The 24,531-nt window shown below is 35.7% G+C and carries 25 protein-coding genes and 5 tRNA genes; 7 read left to right on the top strand and 23 right to left on the bottom strand.

The window, feature by feature from the left end:
- Positions 1-33 precede the first annotated feature (33 nt).
- From gmk to ATE49_RS03635, 3 genes are all read right to left on the bottom strand, one after another.
- A complete protein-coding gene (gene gmk, locus ATE49_RS03645; protein ID WP_034869600.1) occupies positions 34-597 on the bottom strand; it encodes a guanylate kinase in 564 nt (187 codons plus the stop codon).
- A gap of 63 nt (positions 598-660) precedes the next feature.
- Positions 661-1,428: a methyltransferase domain-containing protein gene (locus ATE49_RS03640; RefSeq protein ID WP_065081115.1), complete on the bottom strand. Its 768-nt coding sequence runs from the start codon at positions 1,426-1,428 to the stop codon at positions 661-663.
- An 81-nt stretch (positions 1,429-1,509) separates the two neighbouring features.
- Entirely contained in the window at positions 1,510-2,367 is an 858-nt protein-coding gene (locus tag ATE49_RS03635) for a YicC/YloC family endoribonuclease (protein WP_065081114.1), read from the bottom strand.
- 245 nt (positions 2,368-2,612) lie between these two features.
- Between ATE49_RS03635 and lpxK the strand changes: the two genes are divergently transcribed.
- Both lpxK and ATE49_RS03625 read left to right on the top strand, forming a co-directional pair.
- A complete protein-coding gene (lpxK, locus tag ATE49_RS03630) occupies positions 2,613-3,644 on the top strand; it encodes a tetraacyldisaccharide 4'-kinase (RefSeq protein ID WP_065081113.1) in 1,032 nt (343 codons plus the stop codon).
- Between the two features lie 101 nt (positions 3,645-3,745).
- Entirely contained in the window at positions 3,746-4,843 is a 1,098-nt protein-coding gene (locus ATE49_RS03625; protein WP_065081112.1) for a TlpA family protein disulfide reductase, read from the top strand.
- Positions 4,844-4,920: 77 nt separating this feature from the next.
- Here ATE49_RS03625 and rplL read toward each other — a convergent pair whose 3' ends face one another.
- The 5 genes from rplL to ATE49_RS03600 all read right to left on the bottom strand — a co-directional run bounded on the left by rplL (position 4,921) and on the right by ATE49_RS03600 (position 8,659).
- Complete coding sequence (gene rplL / locus ATE49_RS03620; protein ID WP_034869608.1) at positions 4,921-5,289, bottom strand: 50S ribosomal protein L7/L12; 369 nt, start codon at positions 5,287-5,289, stop codon at positions 4,921-4,923.
- A gap of 50 nt (positions 5,290-5,339) precedes the next feature.
- Positions 5,340-5,927, bottom strand: a complete 588-nt coding sequence (gene rplJ, locus ATE49_RS03615) for a 50S ribosomal protein L10 (RefSeq protein ID WP_065081111.1) — start codon at positions 5,925-5,927, stop codon at positions 5,340-5,342.
- Between the two features lie 13 nt (positions 5,928-5,940).
- Positions 5,941-6,633: a 50S ribosomal protein L1 gene (gene rplA, locus ATE49_RS03610; RefSeq protein ID WP_059326045.1), complete on the bottom strand. Its 693-nt coding sequence runs from the start codon at positions 6,631-6,633 to the stop codon at positions 5,941-5,943.
- Positions 6,634-6,644: 11 nt separating this feature from the next.
- Complete coding sequence (gene rplK, locus ATE49_RS03605; RefSeq protein ID WP_009085663.1) at positions 6,645-7,088, bottom strand: 50S ribosomal protein L11; 444 nt, start codon at positions 7,086-7,088, stop codon at positions 6,645-6,647.
- 161 nt (positions 7,089-7,249) lie between these two features.
- Positions 7,250-8,659: an MFS transporter gene (locus tag ATE49_RS03600; protein WP_065081110.1), complete on the bottom strand. Its 1,410-nt coding sequence runs from the start codon at positions 8,657-8,659 to the stop codon at positions 7,250-7,252.
- Between the two features lie 78 nt (positions 8,660-8,737).
- Between ATE49_RS03600 and ATE49_RS03595 the strand changes: the two genes are divergently transcribed.
- Together ATE49_RS03595 and ATE49_RS03590 are read left to right on the top strand one after the other, a co-directional pair.
- The gene (locus ATE49_RS03595) at positions 8,738-9,109 is read left to right on the top strand and encodes a winged helix-turn-helix transcriptional regulator (protein ID WP_024564732.1); all 372 of its coding nucleotides are present in this window, start codon (positions 8,738-8,740) and stop codon (positions 9,107-9,109) included.
- Positions 9,110-9,376: 267 nt separating this feature from the next.
- Entirely contained in the window at positions 9,377-9,982 is a 606-nt protein-coding gene (locus ATE49_RS03590) for an OmpW/AlkL family protein (protein WP_065081109.1), read from the top strand.
- A 501-nt stretch (positions 9,983-10,483) separates the two neighbouring features.
- On the opposite strand, the gene nusG is transcribed toward ATE49_RS03590, so the two are convergent.
- From nusG to rpsU, 11 genes are all read right to left on the bottom strand, one after another.
- Entirely contained in the window at positions 10,484-11,026 is a 543-nt protein-coding gene (nusG, locus tag ATE49_RS03585) for a transcription termination/antitermination protein NusG (protein ID WP_009085655.1), read from the bottom strand.
- Positions 11,027-11,038: 12 nt separating this feature from the next.
- Positions 11,039-11,242, bottom strand: coding sequence for a preprotein translocase subunit SecE (gene secE / locus ATE49_RS03580; RefSeq protein ID WP_034869613.1), 204 nt, complete (start codon positions 11,240-11,242; stop codon positions 11,039-11,041).
- A 13-nt stretch (positions 11,243-11,255) separates the two neighbouring features.
- Positions 11,256-11,326, bottom strand: a tRNA-Trp gene (locus ATE49_RS03575).
- A 52-nt stretch (positions 11,327-11,378) separates the two neighbouring features.
- The gene (gene tuf, locus ATE49_RS03570) at positions 11,379-12,566 is read right to left on the bottom strand and encodes an elongation factor Tu (protein WP_034869614.1); all 1,188 of its coding nucleotides are present in this window, start codon (positions 12,564-12,566) and stop codon (positions 11,379-11,381) included.
- Positions 12,567-12,794: 228 nt separating this feature from the next.
- Positions 12,795-12,866: transfer RNA gene (locus tag ATE49_RS03565), tRNA-Thr, on the bottom strand.
- 47 nt (positions 12,867-12,913) lie between these two features.
- Positions 12,914-12,986: transfer RNA gene (locus ATE49_RS03560), tRNA-Gly, on the bottom strand.
- 88 nt (positions 12,987-13,074) lie between these two features.
- A tRNA-Tyr gene (locus ATE49_RS03555) sits at positions 13,075-13,157 on the bottom strand.
- Between the two features lie 21 nt (positions 13,158-13,178).
- Positions 13,179-13,252, bottom strand: a tRNA-Thr gene (locus tag ATE49_RS03550).
- Between the two features lie 113 nt (positions 13,253-13,365).
- Positions 13,366-13,656, bottom strand: coding sequence for a ribosome hibernation-promoting factor, HPF/YfiA family (hpf, locus tag ATE49_RS03545; protein ID WP_034869616.1), 291 nt, complete (start codon positions 13,654-13,656; stop codon positions 13,366-13,368).
- Complete coding sequence (locus ATE49_RS03540) at positions 13,653-14,543, bottom strand: tyrosine-type recombinase/integrase (protein ID WP_065081108.1); 891 nt, start codon at positions 14,541-14,543, stop codon at positions 13,653-13,655. The genes hpf and ATE49_RS03540 overlap by 4 nt, the downstream gene beginning before the upstream one ends.
- A gap of 79 nt (positions 14,544-14,622) precedes the next feature.
- Positions 14,623-14,820 (bottom strand): 30S ribosomal protein S21, encoded by a 198-nt coding sequence (gene rpsU, locus ATE49_RS03535; protein ID WP_034869620.1) that lies wholly within the window; start codon positions 14,818-14,820, stop codon positions 14,623-14,625.
- Between the two features lie 92 nt (positions 14,821-14,912).
- Between rpsU and ATE49_RS03530 the strand changes: the two genes are divergently transcribed.
- On the top strand, positions 14,913-18,044 hold the full coding sequence (locus ATE49_RS03530) for a UvrD-helicase domain-containing protein (protein ID WP_065081107.1): 3,132 nt from the start codon (positions 14,913-14,915) through the stop codon (positions 18,042-18,044).
- A gap of 86 nt (positions 18,045-18,130) precedes the next feature.
- On the opposite strand, the gene ATE49_RS03525 is transcribed toward ATE49_RS03530, so the two are convergent.
- Together ATE49_RS03525 and ATE49_RS03520 are read right to left on the bottom strand one after the other, a co-directional pair.
- On the bottom strand, positions 18,131-18,952 hold the full coding sequence (locus ATE49_RS03525) for a GLPGLI family protein (RefSeq protein ID WP_065081106.1): 822 nt from the start codon (positions 18,950-18,952) through the stop codon (positions 18,131-18,133).
- Between the two features lie 138 nt (positions 18,953-19,090).
- The gene (locus tag ATE49_RS03520) at positions 19,091-19,924 is read right to left on the bottom strand and encodes a GLPGLI family protein (protein ID WP_065081105.1); all 834 of its coding nucleotides are present in this window, start codon (positions 19,922-19,924) and stop codon (positions 19,091-19,093) included.
- Between the two features lie 98 nt (positions 19,925-20,022).
- On the opposite strand from ATE49_RS03520, the gene uvrC reads away from it, so the two are divergent.
- Positions 20,023-21,825 carry an excinuclease ABC subunit UvrC gene (gene uvrC, locus ATE49_RS03515; RefSeq protein ID WP_065081104.1) on the top strand — a complete coding sequence of 601 codons (1,803 nt, stop codon included), beginning with the start codon at positions 20,023-20,025 and terminating at the stop codon, positions 21,823-21,825.
- A gap of 37 nt (positions 21,826-21,862) precedes the next feature.
- On the opposite strand, the gene ATE49_RS03510 is transcribed toward uvrC, so the two are convergent.
- Positions 21,863-22,666 (bottom strand): hypothetical protein, encoded by an 804-nt coding sequence (locus ATE49_RS03510; protein ID WP_065081103.1) that lies wholly within the window; start codon positions 22,664-22,666, stop codon positions 21,863-21,865.
- Between the two features lie 192 nt (positions 22,667-22,858).
- Here ATE49_RS03510 and ATE49_RS03505 point away from each other — a divergent pair, with 192 nt between their 5' ends.
- Positions 22,859-23,608, top strand: coding sequence for a 4-hydroxy-tetrahydrodipicolinate reductase (locus ATE49_RS03505; protein ID WP_065081102.1), 750 nt, complete (start codon positions 22,859-22,861; stop codon positions 23,606-23,608).
- Here ATE49_RS03505 and ATE49_RS03500 read toward each other — a convergent pair.
- A complete protein-coding gene (locus ATE49_RS03500) occupies positions 23,598-24,488 on the bottom strand; it encodes a DMT family transporter (RefSeq protein ID WP_065081101.1) in 891 nt (296 codons plus the stop codon). The genes ATE49_RS03505 and ATE49_RS03500 overlap by 11 nt on opposite strands.
- Positions 24,489-24,531: the final 43 nt, after the last annotated feature.

Genomic DNA, 24,531 nt, shown 5'->3' with positions numbered 1-24,531 from the left:
TGTTCTTTATTGTATAGTTAAAGGTACTAATTTTTATGCTTTAATAAATGCCTCAACCAGCTCTTCAATTTCTTCTTTTGCTTTTGCGAGATCATCATTTACCACTACTTTATCAAAATCCTTTGCATAAGCCATCTCTTCTTCAGCCTTAGCAACGCGGATTTTAATAGTTTCAGCATCTTCTGTATTTCTTTTAATCAGTCTTTGTTCCAGCTCCTCAATGGAAGGTGGTGCAATGAATATAGACAGAGCCTGTTCTCCAAATATCTTTTTCAGATTCACACCTCCTTTTACATCCACATCGAATATAACTACGTTTCCGTAGTTCCAAATTCTTTCTACTTCTGTTTTCAGTGTTCCATAATACTTATCAGTATACACTTCCTCAAATTCCACAAACGCATTTTCAGCTATTTTCTGTCTGAAATCTTCCGGTGTATGGAAGAAATAATCTATTCCGTGTTTTTCTTCTCCACGGGGAGCGCGGGTTGTTGCAGAAATTGAAAATTGAAGTTTAGGAAACTGTCCTAAACAATGCTTTACCAATGTAGTTTTGCCACTTCCTGATGGCGCTGAAAATATGATTACTTTATTCATTATATTGTATTAACTGATCGTATGAAACGGTCAATAATCGTTATTATTTCTATTTAATATTTTTTAGCTTAAGATACCGGACATCAGTATTCTTTTGAAGGGATAGAATACAGGCGATTCCGGAAATTCTATGCGCAACCGGTTAATATATTCGTCTTTGAACTGTTCCTGTAAGTGCTCCGGAAGTTTTTCCATATAAGGAATTAATGCTGTACCCGATGTCCATTCATATAGAGCATCTGCATTTGGTAGGATATGTGGGTATATTTTCTCGAATACACAAATATCGCTAAGACCATTTTCGAAAAAGATTTTACCATAATTTTCTATCTTTAGTACAGTCAATGGTCTAACCCATGAATTCAATGCTTCTTTATACGGGGATTCGGATGCGAGATCTCTTATCAGTCTGTGTGTAAAATGGTCATGATTGGAAGGAATCTGTATTGCTACTTGTCCGCCTTTTTCAAGCAGGCCAACCACTTTAGGAAAAACTATTTCATGTTCGTTCAGCCATTGCAGCGCTGCATTGGAAAAAACCAGATCATACTTCTCTTCATCGGAAAGAGCCTGTTCTATATCTTTTTGCTGAAAATGAAGATTGTCATCTGCATAAGCTTTCGCTTTTTGCAGCATCTCGGCAGAAGAATCAACACCCAGTACTTTACTTCCGGGTAATTCTTTTGCCAGTTTGGCTGTCAGTTCTCCCGTTCCACATCCAAGATCTATAGCTTTCAGGTTTTCTTTCACCTGAACCAAACTTAGAAGATCGTAGAAAGGAAGATAACGTTCATTTTTAAATTTCTCATAAACATCCGGATTCCATGCCATAACACTATTCTTTTATGTTTTATATTCTGTTAGCCCGGTAAAAAGCTCTTCCATTACAGAAGAGCTGATTATATCAGTATTCTAAAGTACGTTAAGACTTTGTTCTTTAATTTTTTCTAAATCATCCTTCATCTGTACTACCAGCTTTTGGATTTCCTGATGATTTGCCTTAGAACCTAAGGTATTAATTTCACGGCCTATTTCCTGGGAAATAAACCCTAATTTCTTACCATTATTATCTTCTTCATTCAATACCTCAGTGAAGTATTTGCAATGTTGTGCCAATCTTACTTTTTCCTCAGAAATATCAAGCTTCTCAACATAGTAAGTCAGCTCCTGATAGAAACGGCTTTCATCCACATCTCTGAAATCCTTAAGATTGTTCAGCATTCTTTCTTTGGTCACTTCTATTCTGGCCTCTTCAAAAGGAGCGACAAGGGTAAGATTGTTTTCTATATTCTTAACGTAAGACCTAAGTTCAGTTTCCAGGGATTTACCTTCTGTAATTCTGAAGTCTATAAAGTTATCGATGGCTTTTTCTATAATCAACAACAATTCGCTCCACTCTTCTTCAGTAAGTTCTGAATTGGATGTAGAAACAGCATCAGGAAGCTTTGTTGCAATTTTAAGAAGTTCTACTCTGTCAGCAGCTGTAACGATATCTGAAAGTTCGTCCATATAAGCTCTGATAACATCTTTATTAAGAGTTGTATCGGTCTTTCCATCGATAATTTCTACGTTTAAATAGAAATCGACTTTACCACGAACTATTCTTTCGCTTAATATTTTGCGGATATCAAATTCTTTCTCTTTATAGCGAAAAGGAATTTTAAGATTTAAGTCGAAACCTTTACTGTTCAGCGACTTTACGTCAATACTTATCTTCTTGCCTCCGCATATACCTTCTGCTCTGCCGAAGCCTGTCATAGATAAAATCATATTCTTAGATTTTTGCAAATATACGAATGAATATAGCAATGTATCACTTTCGTTCTGTACAATATAATACAGAAGATCAGATTCCAGCTACAAGCCTGTCGCAATACATACTTCAATAAATACAGAAAGCTCTTACAGCAAGCAATATCAGACGTCCGGAGTTATTTAACGCAATGATATACAAACTATTTAAATTCATCTTTCAGAGTCCTTAATATTGATAATAAAGTTCTATTTTTGCAGTTATGAAGAGATGGTACCTCTACCCTTTTTCTCTGGGCTATGGTTTTGTAACCTCTGTCCGGAATTTATTTTTTAATATAGGCATACTTTCCAGCAAAAAATTCCGCACTCCGATTATAGGCGTGGGTAATCTTTCTGTGGGTGGAACCGGTAAGTCTCCAATCGTGATGTATCTGGCAGATATTCTCTCCAAACATCAGAAGCGCACCGGAGTTTTATCACGTGGCTACGGACGACATACCAAAGGTTATGAAGTCGTGAACTACGATTCTACCTATAAACTCGTTGGAGACGAAGCGATGCAGTTATTCGAACGTTTTAAAAACCGTATTGTTATCGCTGTTTGCGAAGACCGTGTTTTTGGAGCAAGAAAATTAATAGAAGATATGGATCTTAATGTTCTTGTATTGGATGACAGCTATCAGCATCGTTATATAAAGCCAGGTTTCAATATTTTATTAACAGATTATTCGGATCCTTTCTTTAAAGACTTTGTACTTCCTGCAGGAGATCTGCGTGAATCCAGAAGTGGCTATAAAAGAGCCAACATGATTCTGGTAACAAAATGTCCTGAAGATTTGACGGAGGAAAAGAAGCAATATTATATTTCCAGAATAAAGCCACAATACGAACAGAAAATATTCTTCACCTCCATTGATTATGCTGATGAAGTTTACTCTAAAGACAAATATTTACCCACAAATAACTTAGACTATTACGATATTCTACTCATTACAGGAATAGCAAATCCTAAGCACTTGCTAAAAGAACTAAGCAAATATTCACAGCGTGTAAAGCATCTTAAGTTCAAGGATCATCATTCATTTACTGAAGAGGATATTAAGAAAATTGCCAGTGAGTATAAAAAACTTGGTGAATACAAACTGATCTTAACTACAGAAAAGGACTATGTCCGTTTGAAGACTTTCGACTATCTTCGGGACAAACTCTATTATTGGCCTATTAATGTGGTTATAGACAAGAAAAATGAATTTAATGAGATGATACTCGCCTACGCTGAAAAGAAGCAGTAATAACATCTTATATAACGCTATATTAAAATCCTTATTTCAATAATGAAGTAAGGATTTTATTTTTGTACTTTCACAGGATTAATCGCATAAATAAATCCTAAGTGAACAAATTTATTGCTTTATCATTAGCATTAACCAATACAGTATTTGCATATGCCAATGATGTAAAATTAGAAAACACTCGTCAGAAATACAATAACACGGCTTCTATAAGCTACAAAGCAACAGCTTTTTATCCTAATCCTGATACAGACGAAATTACTAGTTTCAGCATTTTTTATACTATTTATAACCCCAAAAACAAGGCTTTTGATTTTCATAGTCAAAATGACGATACCGAAGAGCTTTATAAAAACGGGATTTACACAGAGATTAAGAAGTCAGAGAAAGCATATTATCAGTACGAAAATAAACAGAACCAGGATGAAGCAATGCTATCTTCTCGCTTAGCACAATACGGACCTGTGGCACTACTAAAACACAAATGGAAATATATAGACGACATATCAGCTGATGCTAAACTTCAGTCACATTATTCATTTATAGAGGATGAACATGAATACAATGGTAAAATCGTTAAAACTGTATTTCATCTTTACATTGCACCAGATAATTCCGTTTCAAAATTTGAAAGGAAAAGTTATGTAGATAACAAATTAGGGCAAATCGTAACTTATAAATTCAGCAACTATACGTTTTTGAATAAAAAAGAGTCTTTTAACTATTCTCTTCCGAAAGATTACTCTTTAAAATATTTTGAAAGAATTGAACAACTGAAACCACTAAAAGAAAATACAAAGCCTCCTCTCTTTGAAGCATTAGATATTAACGGAAATAAAGTATCTCTAAATACATTTCCGGCAGAAAAAAAACTATTATTGTTTTCTTCTACCAATTGCGGTGCTTCAAAAGTGGTGAACGATTATATAAGTCGCCCGGATTACACCCTAGATAATAATATTACGTTAGTTAATATTTTCGGATCGGATTCCAAAGAAAATGTTGTTAAATACTTCAGAAATAAATCTGTAAATAGCACCATAATTCCGAACAGAAAGGATCTTGAAACGGAATATGGCATTTCCGGTTATCCTGTTTTATACATAGTCAATAAAGAAGGCATTATTGCTAAAGTTGCAGATGGAAGTGATCAGGTAATTTCATTATTAAAAGAACTTAACAAGGCTAAAAATAAATAAGCAAATTTTATAACAGCTTACCTTATAAACAAAAAAAGACCGCTTTGCAGCAGTCTTTTTTTTGTATGTAAAATGAATTATTTCAATTCAACTTCAGCACCAGCTTCTTCAAGTTGCTTCTTAAGAGCTTCTGCTTCGTCTTTAGATACACCTTCTTTGATTGCAGCCGGAGCTCCATCAACGATATCTTTAGCTTCTTTAAGACCAGCACCAGTTAAATCTTTAACTAATTTAACGATAGCTAATTTAGAAGCACCTGCAGACTTAAGAATTACGTCGAATTCAGTCTTTTCTTCAGCAGCTTCACCAGCTCCACCAGCAGCTACAACTACAGCAGCAGCAGCAGGCTCGATTCCGTACTCATCCTTAAGGATAGCAGCTAATTCGTTTACGTCTTTTACAGTAAGGTTAACAAGCGTTTCCGCTAAATTTTTTAAATCTGACATTTTTAAATGTTTTAAATTGTTGAACGATTATATTTTTTCTTGAGTGTCTATTATTCAGCACTTGCTTCAGGAGCATCAGTGCTTTCAGCTGCTGCCTCAGGAGCAACTGTTTCTTCAACTGCAGGAGCTGTTGCTTCTTCAGCTTTAGCTTCAACAGTTTCTGGTTTGTTCTGTAGAGCAGAAACAACTCTCTGGATTGGAGATTGAAGTAATCCGATGATTTCTCCGATCATTTCCTCTCTAGACTTGATATTAGCTAGAGCAGATAATTGGTTATCTCCGATATAGAAAGTTTCTTGCAAATAAGCAGATTTCAAAGCTGGTTTCTCAGCATTCTTTCTGAAACCTTGGATAAGTTTTGCAGGAGCGTTTGCAGTATCAGCAATCATTAAAGTAGAGTTACCTTTGAAAGTTTCAAACATTTCAGAATAATCTACTCCTTCGATTTGCTCCATTGCTTTTTGAAGCAATGTATTTTTTACTACTCTTAATTGAACGTTGTTTTTGAAAGCTTGTCTTCTGAAATCTGAAGTCTGAGAAGCATTCAATCCTTCAAGATCAGCTACATAAACAGCTTTTGCGTCTTGTAGCAATTCTTTGATCTCTTGTATTACTAGTACTTTTTCTTCTTTAGTCATTGTTCTTCAGATTTTAGTTTACAGATTTAGAATCAATCGCAATACCTGGACTCATTGTAGAAGAGATATAGATACTCTTTACATAAGTTCCTTTAGCAGCAGTTGGTTTCAATTTAAGTAACGTCTGGATTAATTCCTGAGCGTTTTCTCTGATTTTTTCAGCATCGAAAGATACTTTACCAATTGCAGCATGGATAATACCATATTTATCTACTTTAAAATCAATTTTACCAGACTTCACTTCAGATACAGCCTTACCAACTTCTAAAGTTACAGTTCCTGATTTAGGGTTTGGCATTAAACCTCTTGGACCTAATACACGTCCTAATGGACCTAATTTACCCATTACAGCTGGCATAGTAACGATAACGTCAACATCTGTCCAACCTCCTTTGATTTTATCTAAATATTCGTCAAGACCTACATAGTCAGCACCAGCAGCTTTAGCTTCTGCTTCTTTATCTGGAGTTACAAGAGCAAGAACTTTTACATCTTTACCAGTACCGTGAGGAAGAGATACAACACCTCTTACCATTTGGTTAGCTTTTCTTGGGTCTACGCCTAATCTTACGGCGATATCTACTGAAGCGTCGAATTTAGCAGTGTTTACTTCTTTTACCAAAGCAGAAGCTTCTTCTAAAGAGTATACTTTGTTTTTTTCGATTTTGCTTGCAGCTTCTTTTTGTTTTTTTGTCAATGTTGCCATGAAATCAATTTTTAAGCGTTAAACGGATTTGTACCTGTTACTTTAAGACCCATAGATCTTGCAGTACCTGCAACCATACTTACAGCAGACTCCATTGTGAAGCAATTAAGATCCGACATTTTGTCCTCTGCTATTTTCTTAACTTGATCCCAAGAAACACTTCCTACTTTATTTCTGTTTGGTTCTCCGGAACCTCCCTTGATTTTAGCCGCATCCATTAATTGGATTGCTGCAGGTGGAGTTTTGATTACGAATTCAAAAGACTTGTCTTCGTAAACTGTAATTACTACAGGTAAAACTTGCCCTGGCTTATCTTGAGTTCTTCCGTTAAATTGCTTACAAAACTCCATGATGTTAACACCTGCAGAACCTAAAGCAGGTCCTACTGGTGGAGAAGGGTTTGCTGCACCTCCTTTCACCTGAAGCTTTACCATTTTAAAGACTTTCTTTGCCATTTTAGCTTTTTTAAAATTTTAAATTTATAATGTGGAAGCATTTATAAATCAGAGGATTAACATTCTCACATGGTTAACCCTACTATTTGGACTGCAAAATTATAAATTATTTTTGAATTAGCAATACGTAATAACCTAAAAATCAAAAAGATTTTATTTTTTTATTCATTAGCCCGATTTCTCCTGCTACTCAGGAATAAAAATATTCCGCCAACGATAATTAATGATACTATATTGGCATAAGTACTATAATGATATGCAACAGTTGCCTTCAAAATATCGCCCTCCTTCCCTAGTAAACGAAAGAAAATTCCGCCAATAATACTTACACCCAAGGCTATTGAAACCTGCTGTACGGTTAAGTATACTCCGGAGGCAGAAGCAGTAAGATCTGAAGAAATTTTGCGCAATGCCATAGTCATCATAGATGGCAGCATAGTTCCGCATCCTATACCATATAAGAATAGTATGAGGTAAATTAAAAAACTGCTGATATGCTCGCTTGTAAAGTAACAGATATGGAGTACCAAAGCCACAATCATAATACAACTCCCGCCAAGCATCACTTTATAATTGTATTTCATAACCATCCTTACCGAAAATAACGAGGCAATAAAATAACCTATCCCCTGCAGCACAAACATATTTCCTACATGTACAGAGGAAAGGTTCAGATGACTTTGAAGATAGATAGCATTCAGAAAAAAATAAGAATCCTGTGCGATATAATAGAATACCGCTGCCAATATACCAATATTGAATTCTTTAAGTGAGAAAAGACTAACATCTATCAGAACCGGATTCTGTTTTGTAAGTCTGTACTTTTCGTACATATAAAATACAAGCAGAATAATAAATGAAAACATAAGCATTGCAATACTCCATACAGGCCAGTGCGACTCTCCACCAACAATGAGGGGATAAATTAAAGTGATCAGAAAAACGGTTAACAGGAGTAATCCAAAAGCATCAAAAGACTTTTGCCTGATAACCGGCACTTCTTTCAGTTTTAAAATACTCAGAACAAAAGCAATTCCACCTAAAGGAATATTGATCATAAAAATAAGTCGCCAGCCTTCAATTCCCCAGACATTCAGTTCCGGTAGAAAACCTCCCAAAAACTGCCCGACAACAGAGGCTGCTCCGGCAATACTTCCGTAAATTCCAAAAGCCTTTGTACGGTCCTTAAAGTCTGGGAAGACATAAGGAATCATTCCAACACCTTGCGGCACCATAAAAGCAGCGCTTACTCCCTGAAAAAATCTAAATATATTGAGCAGAAATGTAGTTTGCGCAATGCTGCAAAAAAGAGAAAATACAGTAAACAGCAACATTCCCCATGCATATACTTTTTTCTTACCCCAAGTATTTCCGGCAATACTACCTGTTATAAGAAACGCAGCATATCCCAGAACATAGGCAACAATAATAAACATCGCTTCGGAATTAGTTCCGTTCAGGCTTTCCTTTATACTTGGCACAGCAACATTCACTACAAACAGGTCTATTACAGCTAAAAATATACTCATGGACAGCAACAGCAAAACACCAATATTTCTAAAACTTTTCATAATTTTATATCTAAATTTGCTGCAATTATAGCATTGAAAAGGTGCCAAAGTCAAGTAGGTAAAAAAACAATACATAGTATGGAAAACAGTACTAATCCAGAGAATGAGTGCATTACATATTCAGAAAAATCAGAAAAAAATTATGATGCCCTCAATACTCTTCAGCTGATTAGTGGTAAGTGGAAGATATTAATAATGAAATCTATTGCCGAAAGCTGTCCCAAAAGATTTGGAGAACTTCGGAAAGATATGGATTCGATGTCTCAGGGAACACTGACCACCCAATTACGGGAATTGGAAGAGAACGGACTTATATGCCGGAAAATATATGCAGAAGTACCACCCAAAGTAGAGTATAAACTCAGTAACCTGGGAATAACCCTGCTTCCTATTATCTCTGAACTGGAAAACTGGTGGCAGGATTATTCGCTTTGTATAAAAAACAAATAGAAAAAACGACACCAATTTATATACAGATCTTCTCTACAGAAGGTCTTTTTTTGTTATTTATTAATAATTACCTCACTATTTAAAAGTCAAAAAATGTATAAGTTAAAACTTATATCCGACCTATAACTACTGATTCAAATTTTCTTTAGTAGAAAAACTTCTATTGTATGATTTTCAGCACATGATTATTCCCTATGAAAAATATCATCAAACAACCACTATAATTAATATATAATTTAGCACTGTAAACAATGAATTATTTAAAAGATGAACAAGTATTTTATTTTAGCAGGATTATTTTTATCAGTGGGAGCAAGTGCTCAGAACTGGCAGGTAAGATTAAGAGGGATTAGCGTTCAGCCTAATGAGAAATCTACTATTGATGTAATCGGAGGAAATGCAAATGTTTCCAACTCTTATATCCCTGAAGTAGACTTCACTTACTTTTTCAATAAGAATATTGCAGCAGAATTAATTCTGGGAACGACAAAGCATAATGTAAATGCAGAGAACACTTCTCTGGGAAATGTAAACCTGGGCAGTGTATGGCTGTTGCCACCAACTCTTACACTTCAATACCACTTCTATCCGACAAAAACAATAAAACCCTATGTAGGTGCAGGTATTAACTATACTTTCTTCTACAGTTCCAAACCTGGTGATGTCACCCATGTAGATTACAAAAACAATGCAGGCTTTGCATTACAAGGAGGTATAGATTATATGATCAATGATAAGCTTTTTGTCAACTTTGATATGAAAAAGATATTCCTGAAAACTGATGTAACAGTAGATGCTGCCGGAACTAATATTCCTGCAAAAGTAACATTGGATCCATTTTTATGGGGGTTTGGTGTGGGAATGAAATTTTAAATAAACTAAACTCGTTATTTATAAATATCAATAGCCAGTGCTATTCAGTTACCAACGGCTTTAAAACAAGTAATAGCAAAAATTCAAGGACATTTTTAGGAGTTAAAAACCGGCTAATTGATAGAAAGGCTGTCTCGGGATTCTGATGACAGCCTTTTTTATTTCTAATACTTTATTACCAATCTTACTCCTCTTACTCCGAATCAGTATTATAATAAGGAGCTCCGTTAGGAGCTTTATCTCTATGGGTTGTAATTATGAACCTCAAGAGTGTTCCGGAGGAACGTTATCTTAATCCGAAAAGCAAAACCATTCAGATGAGAATTAAAAATTTTAGATTACTATTAAAATAGAATATTTATTTCACTCTCTTATCAGCTAAACTATTTATCTACCACTCAGTTTTCACTCCCGCATATATATTTGCATACAATTCTCGATACAATTAAGCACAAAAAAAAACCGAAAGCATAACTTTCGGTTTATATATTTTCAAGAACCTTAGTTCTTTTCTACCTGCATGTAGTTTAGTTCTAGTGGAGTCTTTCTTCCGAAGATAAGAACCATAACTTCTAGTTTCTTTTTGTCTTCGTGGATCTTTTCGATTGTTCCGTTGAATCCGTTGAAAGGTCCGTCGATTACTTTTACATTCTCTCCTACTGTGTAAGGGATACCTGCATCTTGTGCAAACTCGGATAATTCATCCATTCTTCCTAACATTTTGTTCACTTCTGCTTTACGCATCGGAACAGGATCTCCTCCTTTTGTTAAGCTTAGGAATGAAATCACTCCCGGAATGTTTTTAATGATGTGAGGAATCTCTCCAACAAGGTTTGCCTCAATCATAATGTAACCTGGATAGTAAGGTCTCTCTTTTGGAACTTTCTTACCATTTCTCATCTGGATAACCTTCTCCATTGGTATTACTACCTGCGATACGTCTTTTTCCAGACTAAGTCTTTTAACTTCAGTTTCAATATAGTTCTTAACTTTATTTTCCTGACCACTGATAGCTTTTATGACATACCATTTCAATTCGCTCATAGAAAATAATTTTTAGTTAAAAGCACCAATTAATAGAGTATAAATATTCTTGATAGCTTCACTAAAAAGCGTATCTATCCCGAAAGTAAAAACAGCAAGCAGAATAGTAGCTATCGCAACTACCGTAGTAGAAGACTGCAACTGAGGCCACTTTGGCCATTCTACCTTATCTTTAAATTCTATGAAAGAATCTTTAAGAAAACTTATTAAACTCATCATTATTAATTTGCACGGGCACTAGGATTCGAACCCAGATCAACGGTTTTGGAGACCGGTATCCTACCATTGGACGATGCCCGTAGATTAAAAGCTCCGCAAGTTTCCTTGCGGAAGCTTTATATTATTTTAAATCTTAGTCTAAGATTTCAGTAACCTGACCAGCACCTACCGTTCTACCACCTTCTCTGATCGCGAATCTAAGTCCGTCGTTAAGAGCGATTGGTTGTAACAATTCTACAGTGATAGTTAAGTTATCACCAGGCATTACCATCTCTACACCTTCTGGTAAGAAGATTTCACCTGTAACGTCAGTAGTTCTTACATAGAACTGAGGACGGTATTTGTTGTGGAATGGAGTGTGACGTCCACCTTCTTCTTTAGAAAGGATATAAACCTCAGCTTTGAATTTCTTGTGTGGCTTAACTGAATCTTTCTTAGCGATAACCATACCTCTCTTGATGTCAGTTTTTTCAATACCTCTCAACAATAGACCTACGTTATCACCAGCTTCACCTCTGTCTAGGATTTTTCTAAACATCTCAACACCTGTAATAGTAGAAGTTAACTTCTCGTCACCCATACCTACGATGTCAACAGGATCACCTGTGTTGATTACACCAGCCTCGATTCTACCAGTTGCAACAGTACCTCTACCTGTAATAGAGAATACGTCTTCGATTGGCATAAGGAATGGCTTATCAGAATCTCTTACTGGTTGCTCGATCCAAGTATCAACAGCTTCCATTAGAGCATCTACAGTAGCTACCCATTTCTCGTCTCCGTTAAGAGCACCAAGAGCAGAACCTTGAATTACTGGAGAGTTATCACCATCATATTCGTAAGTAGATAATAGATCTCTAAGTTCAAGCTCAACAAGCTCTAACAATTCTGGATCATCTACCATGTCAACTTTGTTCATGAACACAACAATTCTAGGTACGTTTACCTGACGGCAAAGTAGGATGTGTTCTCTAGTTTGAGGCATTGGACCATCTGTAGCAGCACATACTAAGATAGCTCCGTCCATTTGAGCAGCACCAGTTACCATGTTTTTTACATAGTCGGCGTGACCTGGACAGTCAACGTGAGCATAGTGTCTGTTTTCAGTTTCATACTCGATGTGTGCAGTATTGATAGTAATACCTCTTTCTTTTTCTTCAGGTGCAGAGTCAATTGCAGAGAAGTCTTTTTTCTCAGCAAGACCTTTATCTGATAATACTTTACTGATAGCAGCAGTCAAAGTAGTTTTACCATGGTCAACGTGACCAATAGTACCAATGTTAAGGTGTGGTTTGTTACGATTAAACGTTTCCTTTGCCATGATCTTAATGTTTAATTATTAACTAATTGATTTTTTTCAGTGTGCAAATATAGTCATTTTTTAGATAACAAAATTTTTTTTGAAAAATTTTATATCTATTTTATTCCTTAAAAAACACAAAAGGTTTTTTAAATACTTTCAAAAATCTTCTTAAAAACAAAAAGACTAAATGAGCTTTAACAAAAAACCCTCCCATTCATTAAGAGAAGACTTCCAATCTTTGCACTGAGCCAATATCGGGATTTGAACCCGAGGCCTCTTCCTTACCAAGGAAGCGCTCTACCCCTGAGCTATATCGGCAGGTAAAAAAAAATCACATTCCGCAAGGGTTTGTGATTTTTTTCTTGAGCGGAAGACGGGGGTCGAACCCGCGACATTCAGCTTGGAAGGCTGACGCTCTACCAACTGAGCTACTTCCGCTTATTAAGTTTTGAATATTTACGCCTGTTGGTAAGCGTTTGCAAATATACAACAAAAATTCAAAACTGCAAATTTTATTTAAAAATTGTGGGGAGAGCAGGATTCGAACCTGCGAAGTCTCACGACAACGGAGTTACAGTCCGTCCCATTTGGCCGCTCTGGTATCTCCCCAGTTTTTTTTTAAATATATTGAGCCTCCAGAGGGATTCGAACCCACGACCCCGAGATTACAAATCACGTGCTCTGGCCAACTGAGCTATGGAGGCAAAAGATTTCAAAAGAACAACTAATCTATATTTGTATCCGTTTTGCGAGTGCAAATATAGAACGTTTTTTTGAAATCTTCAAAATTATTTTAAACTTTTTTTCATTTTTTTTTCTAAGCAGTTTCTTTTTTCTTGATTAACAGCTTTTTAGCTGCATCCACGCAACTGTCAATACTTTCCTCAAAACTTGCCGATGTTTTCTTAACAACGATATCTTCCCCCGGAATATCCAAAATAACCTCAGCTGTTTTATTTTCTTTATCGGCTGTATTTTCAACTTTCAAAAGAACTTTACATGACTGAATTCTGTCATAGAAGGTTTCCAGTTTGTTTACTTTTTTCTCAATATGTTCTTCTAACGGAGCATGAGGGGTTAATCCAAAGGATTGTACAGTAATTTTCATAATTCATCTTTTTTTGTGGCTCTTGGATGAGCCTGGTTAATCACTTTTTTCAACTGTTCAATACTTGCATTAGTGTACACTTGCGTACTTGCAAGGCTAGCATGACCTAAGATTTCTTTTACCGCGAATATCTCCGCGCCGTTATCCAGCACATGTGTTGCAAAACTATGCCGGAGCATATGCGGGCTTTTCTTCTTCTTAGAACTAACATAACTAAGATAGAAGTTTACTTTGGAATAAACAAACTTTTCAGTCAGTTTCTTCCCTCTGTGATTGACGAAAAAGAGATGATTATAATCAGGTAGAGAATTCCTTTCCGCAAGATATTCCTGAAGGATATTTTCCAGGTCAGGAGACATTGGAATCTGTCTTTGTTTATTTCCTTTACCATGTACTTTCAGGATGCGGCTGCTAAAATCTACATCGTGAAACTGAAGCGTACACAATTCAGACTTTCTCATTCCGGTCTGATAAAGGGTTTCGATAATTGCTTTTGTAAGGGTATCCGGCTTTTCTGTAAAAACCTGCTGCAATTCCTCCATCTCTTCCTGAGACATCGGAATCTGCTTTTCGGCATAGAACTTTAAAGAATCTATTGCTTCCAGTGGTGATACTTTTATATCTCCCACCTTCATCAGAAACAAATAGTAGCTCCGTAGGCTGGATAGTTTTCGATTTATACTCCTGTTAGTAAACTTTTTTTCATTCAGAGATATAATAAAGTTCCGTACAATCTTTTTATCAACCTGTAGCGTATCTTCTATCCCCTCCGTATCCATGAGAAAAGCCATAAAATCATGGAGATCTTTTTTGTAACTGGTAACCGTGTTTTCCGAGTAACGCTTCTCAACTCTTATATATTCGAGAAACTTATCTATAAGTGTCATAATAGCTATAAAATAAAATCACTTTCCAAATATAAACATTCGGAAAGTGATTGTATCTAATAAACCTGGAAAAATTGGCTTATGCTTGTTCTTCCTGGCTAACGCCTCTTTGCTTGTGAGCTGCTTTTTGAATCTTTTGTCTATGAGTCACAGAAGGTTTAACAAACTGTTGTCTAGCTCTTAGCTTTCTTACAACACCTGTTTTATCAAATTTTCTTTTGTACTTCTTTAGAGCTCTATCGATAGATTCTCCGTCTTTTACTGGAATTATTAACATATTTTACATCTCATTTTCGAATGCAAAAGTAAATAAATTTTCTGAAAGCGCAAATTTATTTTTAAATTTAAACCTTAATTCTCAATTCTTTAATGAACACTTATACCGTTATAAATGCCTCTGCAGGCTCCGGGAAGACCTATAGTCTTATCAAAAATCTCCTGAAGATCTGCCTACGCAATAACAGACCTGAAATTATCCGAAATATTCTGGCACTTACTTTTACCAATAAAGCGGCCAATGAAATGAAGGAAAGGATTCTGTCATGGCTTGGGGATTTCACATCGGATCGTTATATGGATATTCAGGCATTGACTGATATTCAGAAAGAATTGAAAGCAGAAGGTATTCACCTGACTCTTGAAGACCTTCATTACAGATCCAAAAATTTACTGGATTACATCCTCCACCATTATTCAGCACTGAATATTAGTACTATTGATAAATTCAACACCAGATTAATTCGCTCTTTCGCTTACGAACTGGGATTGCCCCAGAATTTTAATCTGGAAATTAATGCTGCCCCCTTTCTTCTGGAAGCCGTAGACCAGACACTGGACAAAATTGGTGATAACGAACAGCTTTCTGTAGCATTTATGGATTATGTCAACTACAATCTGGATAATCAGAAGCGGGAAAATCTACAGAAGACCTTATTCGACAGTGCAAAGAACTTCAATAGTGATATTCATTATTTTACCTTAGGAAAGAATAAGAATTTTGACTGGGATGCTTATTCTGATGAAAAAGAAAAGCTGAGGAAAGAAATAAAACAACTGATGAAAGATGCTAAAGAAAGAGCTCTTTCGTCTATTGAACTCATAAAATCCCGCGATTTGTTAACAGAAGACTTTGCCGGTGGTAAAGTAAACAGTATTGCTGTCTTTTTTGAGAAATATCTGAATACCGAATCCCCTGCCCTTCCTACCAACTCGGAAGAAAAAGCTTTGGAAAACTACAATAAGCTGTCCGGTGCCAAATCTAAAAACCGTGCAGATGAAATCGCTGCTATCCTCCCTATCCTGCTGGATAACAGAAAAAATATTATCCATAATCATCTGGAAATAGAGAAGAAGAAGAAGATCCATACAGCCCTCCTTCCGCTGAAAGTAAATAAAGAGATACAGGACCAGCTAAAATTTATTGAAGATGAGAATGACTTACTAATGCTCTCCCGCTTCAATGTATTAATCAACGAACAACTTCGCGACGAACCTTCTGCATTTATATACGAAAAAGTTGGTGAGCAATATCAGCATTATTTTTTCGACGAGTTTCAGGATACCTCATTTCTACAATGGCAGAATTTCCTTCCTCTTCGGGATCATATTCTTTCCGAAGAAAATACCAGTTTTACTCTTGTAGGCGATCCAAAGCAAAGTATATACAGGTTCCGGGGCGGAGATGCGCAATTGATGCTGGACATTATTAATAAAAAGGAAGAGACTCCCAAATATGCGGACATTCATAATCTGGAGCATAATTACCGAAGTAGTTATAACATTGTAGAATTTAACAACAAACTATACCAGTATCTTTCTGATTTTGTAGAGGAAGATTACCGCGACATATTTGGTACTCTGGCGCAGCAGAGACCACATTCTGAGAATGCAGGCCGCGTAAAAATAAACCTTGTGGAAAACAATAGTGCAGATGTTTTCTTTGACGATGTTGCCGAAAAAATGAAAAATGATATTCAGGAATGCCTGAACAATGGTTTTAGTTTTTCGGATATTGCCATTTTATGCCGAGGTAATAATGATATTCTGAAGTTCTCCCAGTCGCTTTCAGCTCTGGAAGTAGATTATAAAAATGAAAAACAATTTATCCGGACTATTTCAGAAAAAGGATTAACACTGGATCTTTCTTCAACCATCAATGCTGTTATCCAGTATCTGCTATGGTACTCGTTTCCGAAAAACAGAAGATACCTGGTTCTTTGCCTTTATTATCTGAATAAGTCAGGCCGTATAAGTATTGAAGACTTCAGTGCAGAACTTTCCGATATTCTATTGGCCGAAAACACCTCGTCCCTGCAAGAGAAAGTAGAGGAAAAATACAAACTGAAGCTTACTTCCGATATTCCAAATCTCAATACCTATAGTTTTATCGAAAGTATTTTACAGGAATTCTCTGTAAAAGGAAAGGAGACCGATTACCTCATCAATTTTCTGGAACTTTTATATGGCTTCTTCCAAAATATGGCGGCCACCCTAAAAGATTTCCTTCAATACTGGCAGGAAGAGGGGCACTCCATAAGTATTCAGGCTTCAGAAAACACGGATGCCATTAACCTGATGACAATTCATAAATCTAAAGGACTTGAATTCCCTGTGGTTTTCCTTCCTATGAGAAACAGCCACAAGGATACTCAGTTTAATGACTGGTATGACATTTCGGATTCCAGAGAACAACCTTTACAAACAGTAAACCTTACTTCTTTTAATAAAGACCTCGCACAATATGATCAGGGCATGACTTCTTTTAATGAAGAAAACACTTATAAAAATAAAATCGACAGGTTTTGTATTCAGTATGTAGCCACAACAAGAGCGGTGGAGCAAATGTTTTTCTATATTCAGAAGCCAGGAAAAACTTCAGGGTATTTGGAAATATATGATTTTATTGCAGGACAAAAGAATACTGACGAGGATAGTTTCGATTTTTTCGAAACAGATGAGAAGCATTTGCTAAAACAGCATAAAAAAACAAAACAGCATACCGGGCAGGATCTTCACATTGGTTCGTTAAGGGCTTCTGATGAAACTTTCAGTACTGAAATAAAAATTGCGACACCTTCCAAAAGTTATCAGGAACGAAATGAAAGTGTAAAAACGGGTATATTCACTCACCAGATTCTGGAAAAAGTTGTTACGAAAGATGACGCGCCATATGTTCTGAAACAATATTTATTGGACGGAACTATTACTCAGGCTGAATTTGAAGCTGTACAGATTAGACTGAATAAATTATTTGAAGCCTATCCACAGTATTTCGATGGTCATTATGAAGTTATTAATGAACGGGACATTCTGTTTTCTGATAAGGGAGAATCCCGTTTGTTACGTACCGACCGTCTGTTAAAAGCACCTGAAGGCTGGATTATTATAGACTTTAAAACGGGAGCTGAACGTGAAAAATATGAAGCCCAGATCGATATCTATAAAAAGGCATTAGAAAAATCCGGAGAAAAAGTCTGGAAAGTAGAAGTGTTATATATATAAGAAGAGATTATCTCAAAAAAATCCATGAATATTTTATTTTGTCATCCTGAGCTGGGCTCAGGATGACATTTTTTGATAGCCATCTATTAAAATACTTCAAATGGCTTTAACTCCAGAAGATTATTTTCTTTCTTTTTTCTTTCCTTCAACCTCTTTTCTGCTTCACGCTGCATTTCAGGGCTTAGCTGAAATCCACTCATATTAAATACTGCTACCCCATCAGCATTTTCCCGCAGCTTTGCTAAATCTTTAGGTTTTATCTCCGTTACCCGCTGTATAGTCAGTGGGGAAAAGAGTACCCTTTCTTTTTTATTTCCCTGCAATATAAAGGAATAATGAGATTTTTCATCCGAAACTGAAACAATCAGTCCCGGTAATCCCTGAAATTTATAAGGTCCGGAATTTAATGGAATATCTGGTGTGAACCATGCTGTCCATTTCCGGCCTCCTATTACTAATGTTGCTTTCTGGCAATTGTATACACCTATTTTTTTAACCTCATCTTCAACCTTCCAATTCATTTTTGAAAGTGGAAATTGATATTTATAATTCTTCATACCAATTGTCTCTACAATCATCTGTTCCTGTTTATCCGGATTAGTATAAATATTATAATTAAACTTTGTTTTCATCCGTCCCATCATCGAAAGCGCTGCTGCGGCATCGTTGGTAACAGCAACAGAATAAATGACAGAATCTTTCATCAGCTTGTTCTGACTGGCAAAGCGCGACTCTTTTCCTAAGACATCCAGAAAAAAAAGTTCTTTTCTTACATCTCCTAAATCTGTTGAATCTATTTTATAGGTAAGTTCATACGTGAATCTGTTTATATTTTCCTCTTTAATATTTTGGGTAAAATATTGATTGATGATTAAAAGGAAAATAAAAAGTGTAATTTTTCTATTCATATAATATTATTAAACCTGATTTTGTGAAAATTAAATTTAACTAATTTTTTAGTGTTACGGAAGTATTTTTCCTATAAATTTTAAGTGAATAATTGATCAGATTTTATAACAAAAAAAATATTTCTAATACTTTTAAAATTATTCTTTTTCAATCGGATTATAGGGAATAGACTTTCCTCTGTCTCGTATCTGGTTCCCGGCCGCATCATAAGTCTCTCCCAGATAGTAACCTGGGTTTTCATGATAATCCTTTGCAAGTTTTCTGAATTGCTCTCGGGTAACAATTCGAATTTCCTTATCATTTCTTCTATAGATTTCTCTTGGTATTTTATCCATTGCAACCGCTTTAAAATGAAACTCATCTTTACTATCTTCTATTTCCATAATTAGTCCCGGAAGTCCTTCAAAAACATAAGGTCCATTACTAATAGGAATTTCAGTAGTATACCAGGCTACATATTTCCGTCCTCGGTATTGCGTTGTAGCTCTACTACAATTGTATCCTAGTATTATCTTAGTTTCAGTTTCAAGTTTCCAATTAAAATCAGGCTGCTTTTCATCATATTGATAAGCGTTAAGAACACGATCCTGAACTATAATTGTTTTATTATCCCTATCTTTTATTAAAACATTATTCCACTTACCTCTCATTTGAAACAATTTATTAAATTCTTCATTTGTAACCCTTTTTTGGGTATTATAAATCTTCGTGAGGGAATCAGACTTAATACTATTAAGATCAGAAAATTTTGATTTTGATTTGCCTAATTCTAAAATACATATCGTTTGTATCTTGGATTTCGATCTCTTAATAAAAGAGAATTCATAATATATATTTTGCTGGCTCTTATCCAGCGTCTCTCCACTAAAAGAAAAGAATCTCATTGGAATTTCTCCATTAAACTCAATCTTCTGAGATTTAATGAGGCTTGCTAAAAAGCAAAATAAAAATATTAAGGTCTGATTTTTCATTTTATAATTTGGTAGCAATAACTTTTGATAAAGATATAATTTTTGCTTATACCTTTTTTAAATCATTAACGTCAAGTACTTTTTCGTAATTTTACTCTGTGAATCCCAACTTAGAACTTCAGCTAAAAACCTTACCTCAAGATCCTGGTGTTTATCGTTATTATGATAAAGACAACAACTTATTATATGTAGGTAAGGCCAAAAATCTAAAAAAAAGAGTCCTCTCCTATTTCAATAAAAATCATGGCGGCTACCGTACCCGTATTATGGTATCTAAAATAATCCGCCTTGAAACGACTATTGTAAATAGTGAGTATGATGCTCTTTTACTGGAAAACAATCTTATTAAGGAGCTTAATCCATATTATAATGTAATGCTGAAGGATGATAAAACCTATCCTTGGATTTGCATTAAAAATGAATCTTTTCCCAGAGTCTTTCTTACCCGAAACGTTATAAAAGACGGATCCGAATATTACGGCCCCTATGCCAAGCCCCGCCAGGCAAAGATTCTGATCGATACTATTAAGAAGATTTACAAACTCAGAACCTGTAACCTCAATCTTAGTCCGGACAAAATTGACGACGGGAAATACAAAGTATGTTTGGAATACCATATTAAGAACTGCCTTGGTCCATGTGAAGGTTTGGAATCCGAGGAAGAATACAATGATAAAATTAAAGCCATCCGTGGGATTATAAAAGGTGATTATAAGATTGCCCGGCAGTATCTGACAGATCAAATGATGCATTTTGCAGAAAAAATGGAATTCGAGAATGCTCAGATGGTAAAAGAGCGTCTGGAAATCCTGGAAGACTACCAAACACACAGTATGGTTGTAAATGCCTATATAGATGATGTAGACGTTTTCGGTATTTTCTCAGACGAATCTGCGGCTTATGTCAATTACTTTAAAATCAACAATGGTTCTATAGTACAATCTTTTACAACAGAAATTAAAAAAGTTCTGGAGGAAAGTGACGAAGAAATTATGGAAGAAGCTTTAGTAGAAATCCGTCAGAAGTTTAGCTCAAAATCCAAAGAGATCTATCTTCCATTCCATCTTTCAGTAGAAATCCCGGGGGCAAAAATAATTGTACCGAAGGTTGGGGACAAAAAGCGAATTGTGGAACTTTCCGAAAAGAATGCCCGCGAATACCGTCTGGAGAAGCTAAAGCAGGTACAGATTGTAGATCCGGAAAGGCATACCAACCGCATTATGGCAGAAATGCAGAAAAACCTGCGCATGCCTGTTGAACCTCGGCATATAGAAGGTTTCGATAACTCGAACATTCAAGGTACAAATCCAGTGTCGGCCTGTGTCGTATTTAAAGATGGTAAACCAAGTAAACAGGATTACCGTATATTTCATGTAAAAACAGTAGAAGGTCCCAATGACTTTGCTACGATGGAAGAAGTCATTCTCCGCAGGTATAGCCGTCTTTTAGATGAAGGAGAAGACTTACCACAGTTAATCCTGATAGACGGAGGTAAAGGGCAGCTTAGCTCAGCAATAAAAAGCCTGAAAACTCTTGGACTATATGGTAAGATAACAATTGTTGGTATTGCAAAAAGGCTGGAAGAAATTTTCTTCCCGGAAGACCCTATTCCTTTATATCTGGATAAAAAATCGGAAACTCTTAAAATATTGCAGCGCGTAAGAGATGAAGCTCACCGCTTTGGGGTGAAGCACCATCGTACCCGCAGAAAAAACTCAACTATAAAATCGGAACTGGAAGAAATACCGGGTGTAGGCCCCAAAAGTATAGAATTGCTTCTGTCCAAAATGAAATCGGTAAAACGGATTCGTGAAGCCAATATGGAAACACTGGAAGAAATTCTGGGAAAAAGCAAGGCTAAAATGGTATTCGAATACTTTAACGGAAACGAAAATGCATAAAAAAAGCAGTGATTAATTCACTGCTTTTTTATTTTTACTATTTCTTCTGAAAGACTTCTTTCTGATAAGTATCGTTAGCCTGAGGAATCTCAATGATTAAGCTTCCGTTCTCTGCGTAGCCTAAAGCTGTAGCACCGTTTTCCATCTTCACACGGTAAACACCCTGCTTGCTGGTTTCAGTAAATACTGCATATGGAGAAGAGCTGCTTCCGCTTGCCAGGATAAACTGACCTGATCCCATATTGATCTTCTGCACACTAATCTTTCCGTTGCTGAATACTTCTGCTTTATTTGTTGTTGCAATAGGTGAAGAAACTTCAGATTTTGTTACTACCGGAGCAGAAACAGCTTCTGTTGTTTTAACTTTTTCAACTTTAGCTATAACTTCTTCTTTAGGCTTCTTCGTATTTTCTACAATACTGATAGTCTGAGAAGGATTAGATACAGGTACCGATCTTAGAGAAACATCTAAAGCATCTGGAAAGCCAGTTTCAAATTCTTTCTGCATAGACATTCCTTTAGCTTCTAGTAATACTTTATCATTACAATCACTAAATTTTACAATAACTCTGTTTCGAAACATGCTGCTATTGTCAAGAAGGTTAGCTCGCGCTACACTACATCTGTTTTGTAACAACTCTGCCGGCCAATCTTCTCTCTCCTCCTGAATAACCTTATAATTTTTACTCTCTAATCCTTTTACCAGTTGCTTGTTCAGATCATATTTGTTCATTTCTTTCTCAAACGTCTTCGGAACATAGATATACTGAAAGTCACTTATTTTTTGACCATAAGCTGTAACTACGCTACTGATAAGGAATATTGATAATAACTTCTTCATAACATGGGTATTTTACCTAATAAAATTTTGAACTAAATTAATCAAAAAACAAACTCTAAACACCGAATCTTTCAATTTATTATAAAAATAACCATAAAAGGCTTTATTTATATTTTAGTAACTTACACTATATAAACACATTCCATTTCTGGACTGTACAAATTCACTGAGTATTAACTAAAACCTTTTATTATGAAAATAGGACTTTTTGGATTCGGAAAAACGGGGAAAGCAGTTGCATCTGTCATTCTTCAGAATAAAGAACATTCCCTGCAATGGATTTACCGGAAAACAAACAGACTAAATAACAGAAGTGCTTCTGAATTTTTCGGAATAGAAAGTACAGACGCTGGTAATATTTACTCTGAAAACAATCTTAGTATAGAAAAGTTATTAGACGAACACCCTGTTGATGCAATCATCGATTTTTCTTCTTCGGATGGAATATATGCTTACGGAGACGCTGCTGCCAAGAAGAATGTAAAAATAATATCTGCAATTTCTCATTACACCGCTAAAGAAATAAATTTCCTGAAAAAACTGGCGAAAAAGGCAACAGTATTTTGGTCACCCAATATTACTCTCGGAATAAACTATTTACTTTACGCCTCTACATTTCTTAAAAAAATAGCACCTTCTGTTGATATCGAGATTATTGAAGAACACTTCAAAGACAAAAAAGGAATTTCGGGCACTGCTATAAGGATTGCAGATGCTTTAGATATAAAAGACGAAAACATAAACACTGTAAGAGCAGGAGGCATTGTAGGAAAACATGAAGTTATATTCGGTTTTCCTTTTCAAACGGTACGGTTAATTCATGAATCTATTTCCAGAGATGCTTTTGGTAATGGTGCTCTATTTGCAGCCGAGCATCTTGCGGATAAAAAATCGGGATTTTACAAATTCGAAGATTTATTGCATCCCTACTTTAATGTATAGCAGCTTCCGCCGTCTTTCTTCTTCTGGCTTTGATAACAGCATTTACAATAATAGCTAAAATCATAACTGCTGAAGCTCCGTAAAATACAGGACTCATTTCTTCGGATTTACCAAAGATAAAATAAGCCAAAATAATTCCGTAGACAGGCTCCAGATTTACGGTGAGTGCCAATGTAAAGGGGGAAATATATTTCATGAGTTTTACCGATTCCAGCATTGGATAGGCTGTGAAAAAACTGGCCAGAAGTAAAAGCAGTAAAATATTCTTCCAGTCTATGTTTACTACAGATCCTATTTCACCTGATCCAAGTAAGAATAAACTCACCAATATCCATCCTCCGAAGATTTCATAAAAAATGATGTTTTCTGAGGATGTTTTTCCAAATAGCTTTCCGTTCAGTACCGTAAAAGTTGCTCCGAGAAAAGCACATATCACCCCAAAAATAATTCCTATTTTGTGTTCAAATTCAACATTGAATATAAGCAGCATACAGGACACAATAATAAGTCCGAGCAGCAACTCTACCCAATCCAGTTTTCTTCGGTATACAATAGGTTCCAGTATAGATACAAATAATGTAACTGTAGCCAGACAGGACAATGCTATAGATACGTTGGATATCTTAATAGAATAAAAGAAGCACAACCAGTGCCCCCCCATTAGTCCGCCAACACCAATCAATTGCCAGAATAGTTTACGGGAAACTTTCATAGATTGTTTCTTCACAACCCTAATGAAAAGATAAAGAAATAAAGCCGCAAATAACATCCGGAAAAATACAAGCTCAAGGGCATCAACTGTAATCAGCTTTCCCAAAATCGCTGTAAATCCCCATAAAAAAACGATTAAATGCAACCGAAACTGTGAAGACCTGAACATCATAATTATTAAAATGCAAAATTAGCGAATTATTCATATTTTT

This window comes from Elizabethkingia miricola (genome assembly GCF_001675285.1).
Lineage (GTDB): Bacteria > Bacteroidota > Bacteroidia > Flavobacteriales > Weeksellaceae > Elizabethkingia > Elizabethkingia miricola.
Note: the sequence above shows the minus strand (reverse complement) of the source record. Positions and strands in the feature narration are given on the sequence as shown.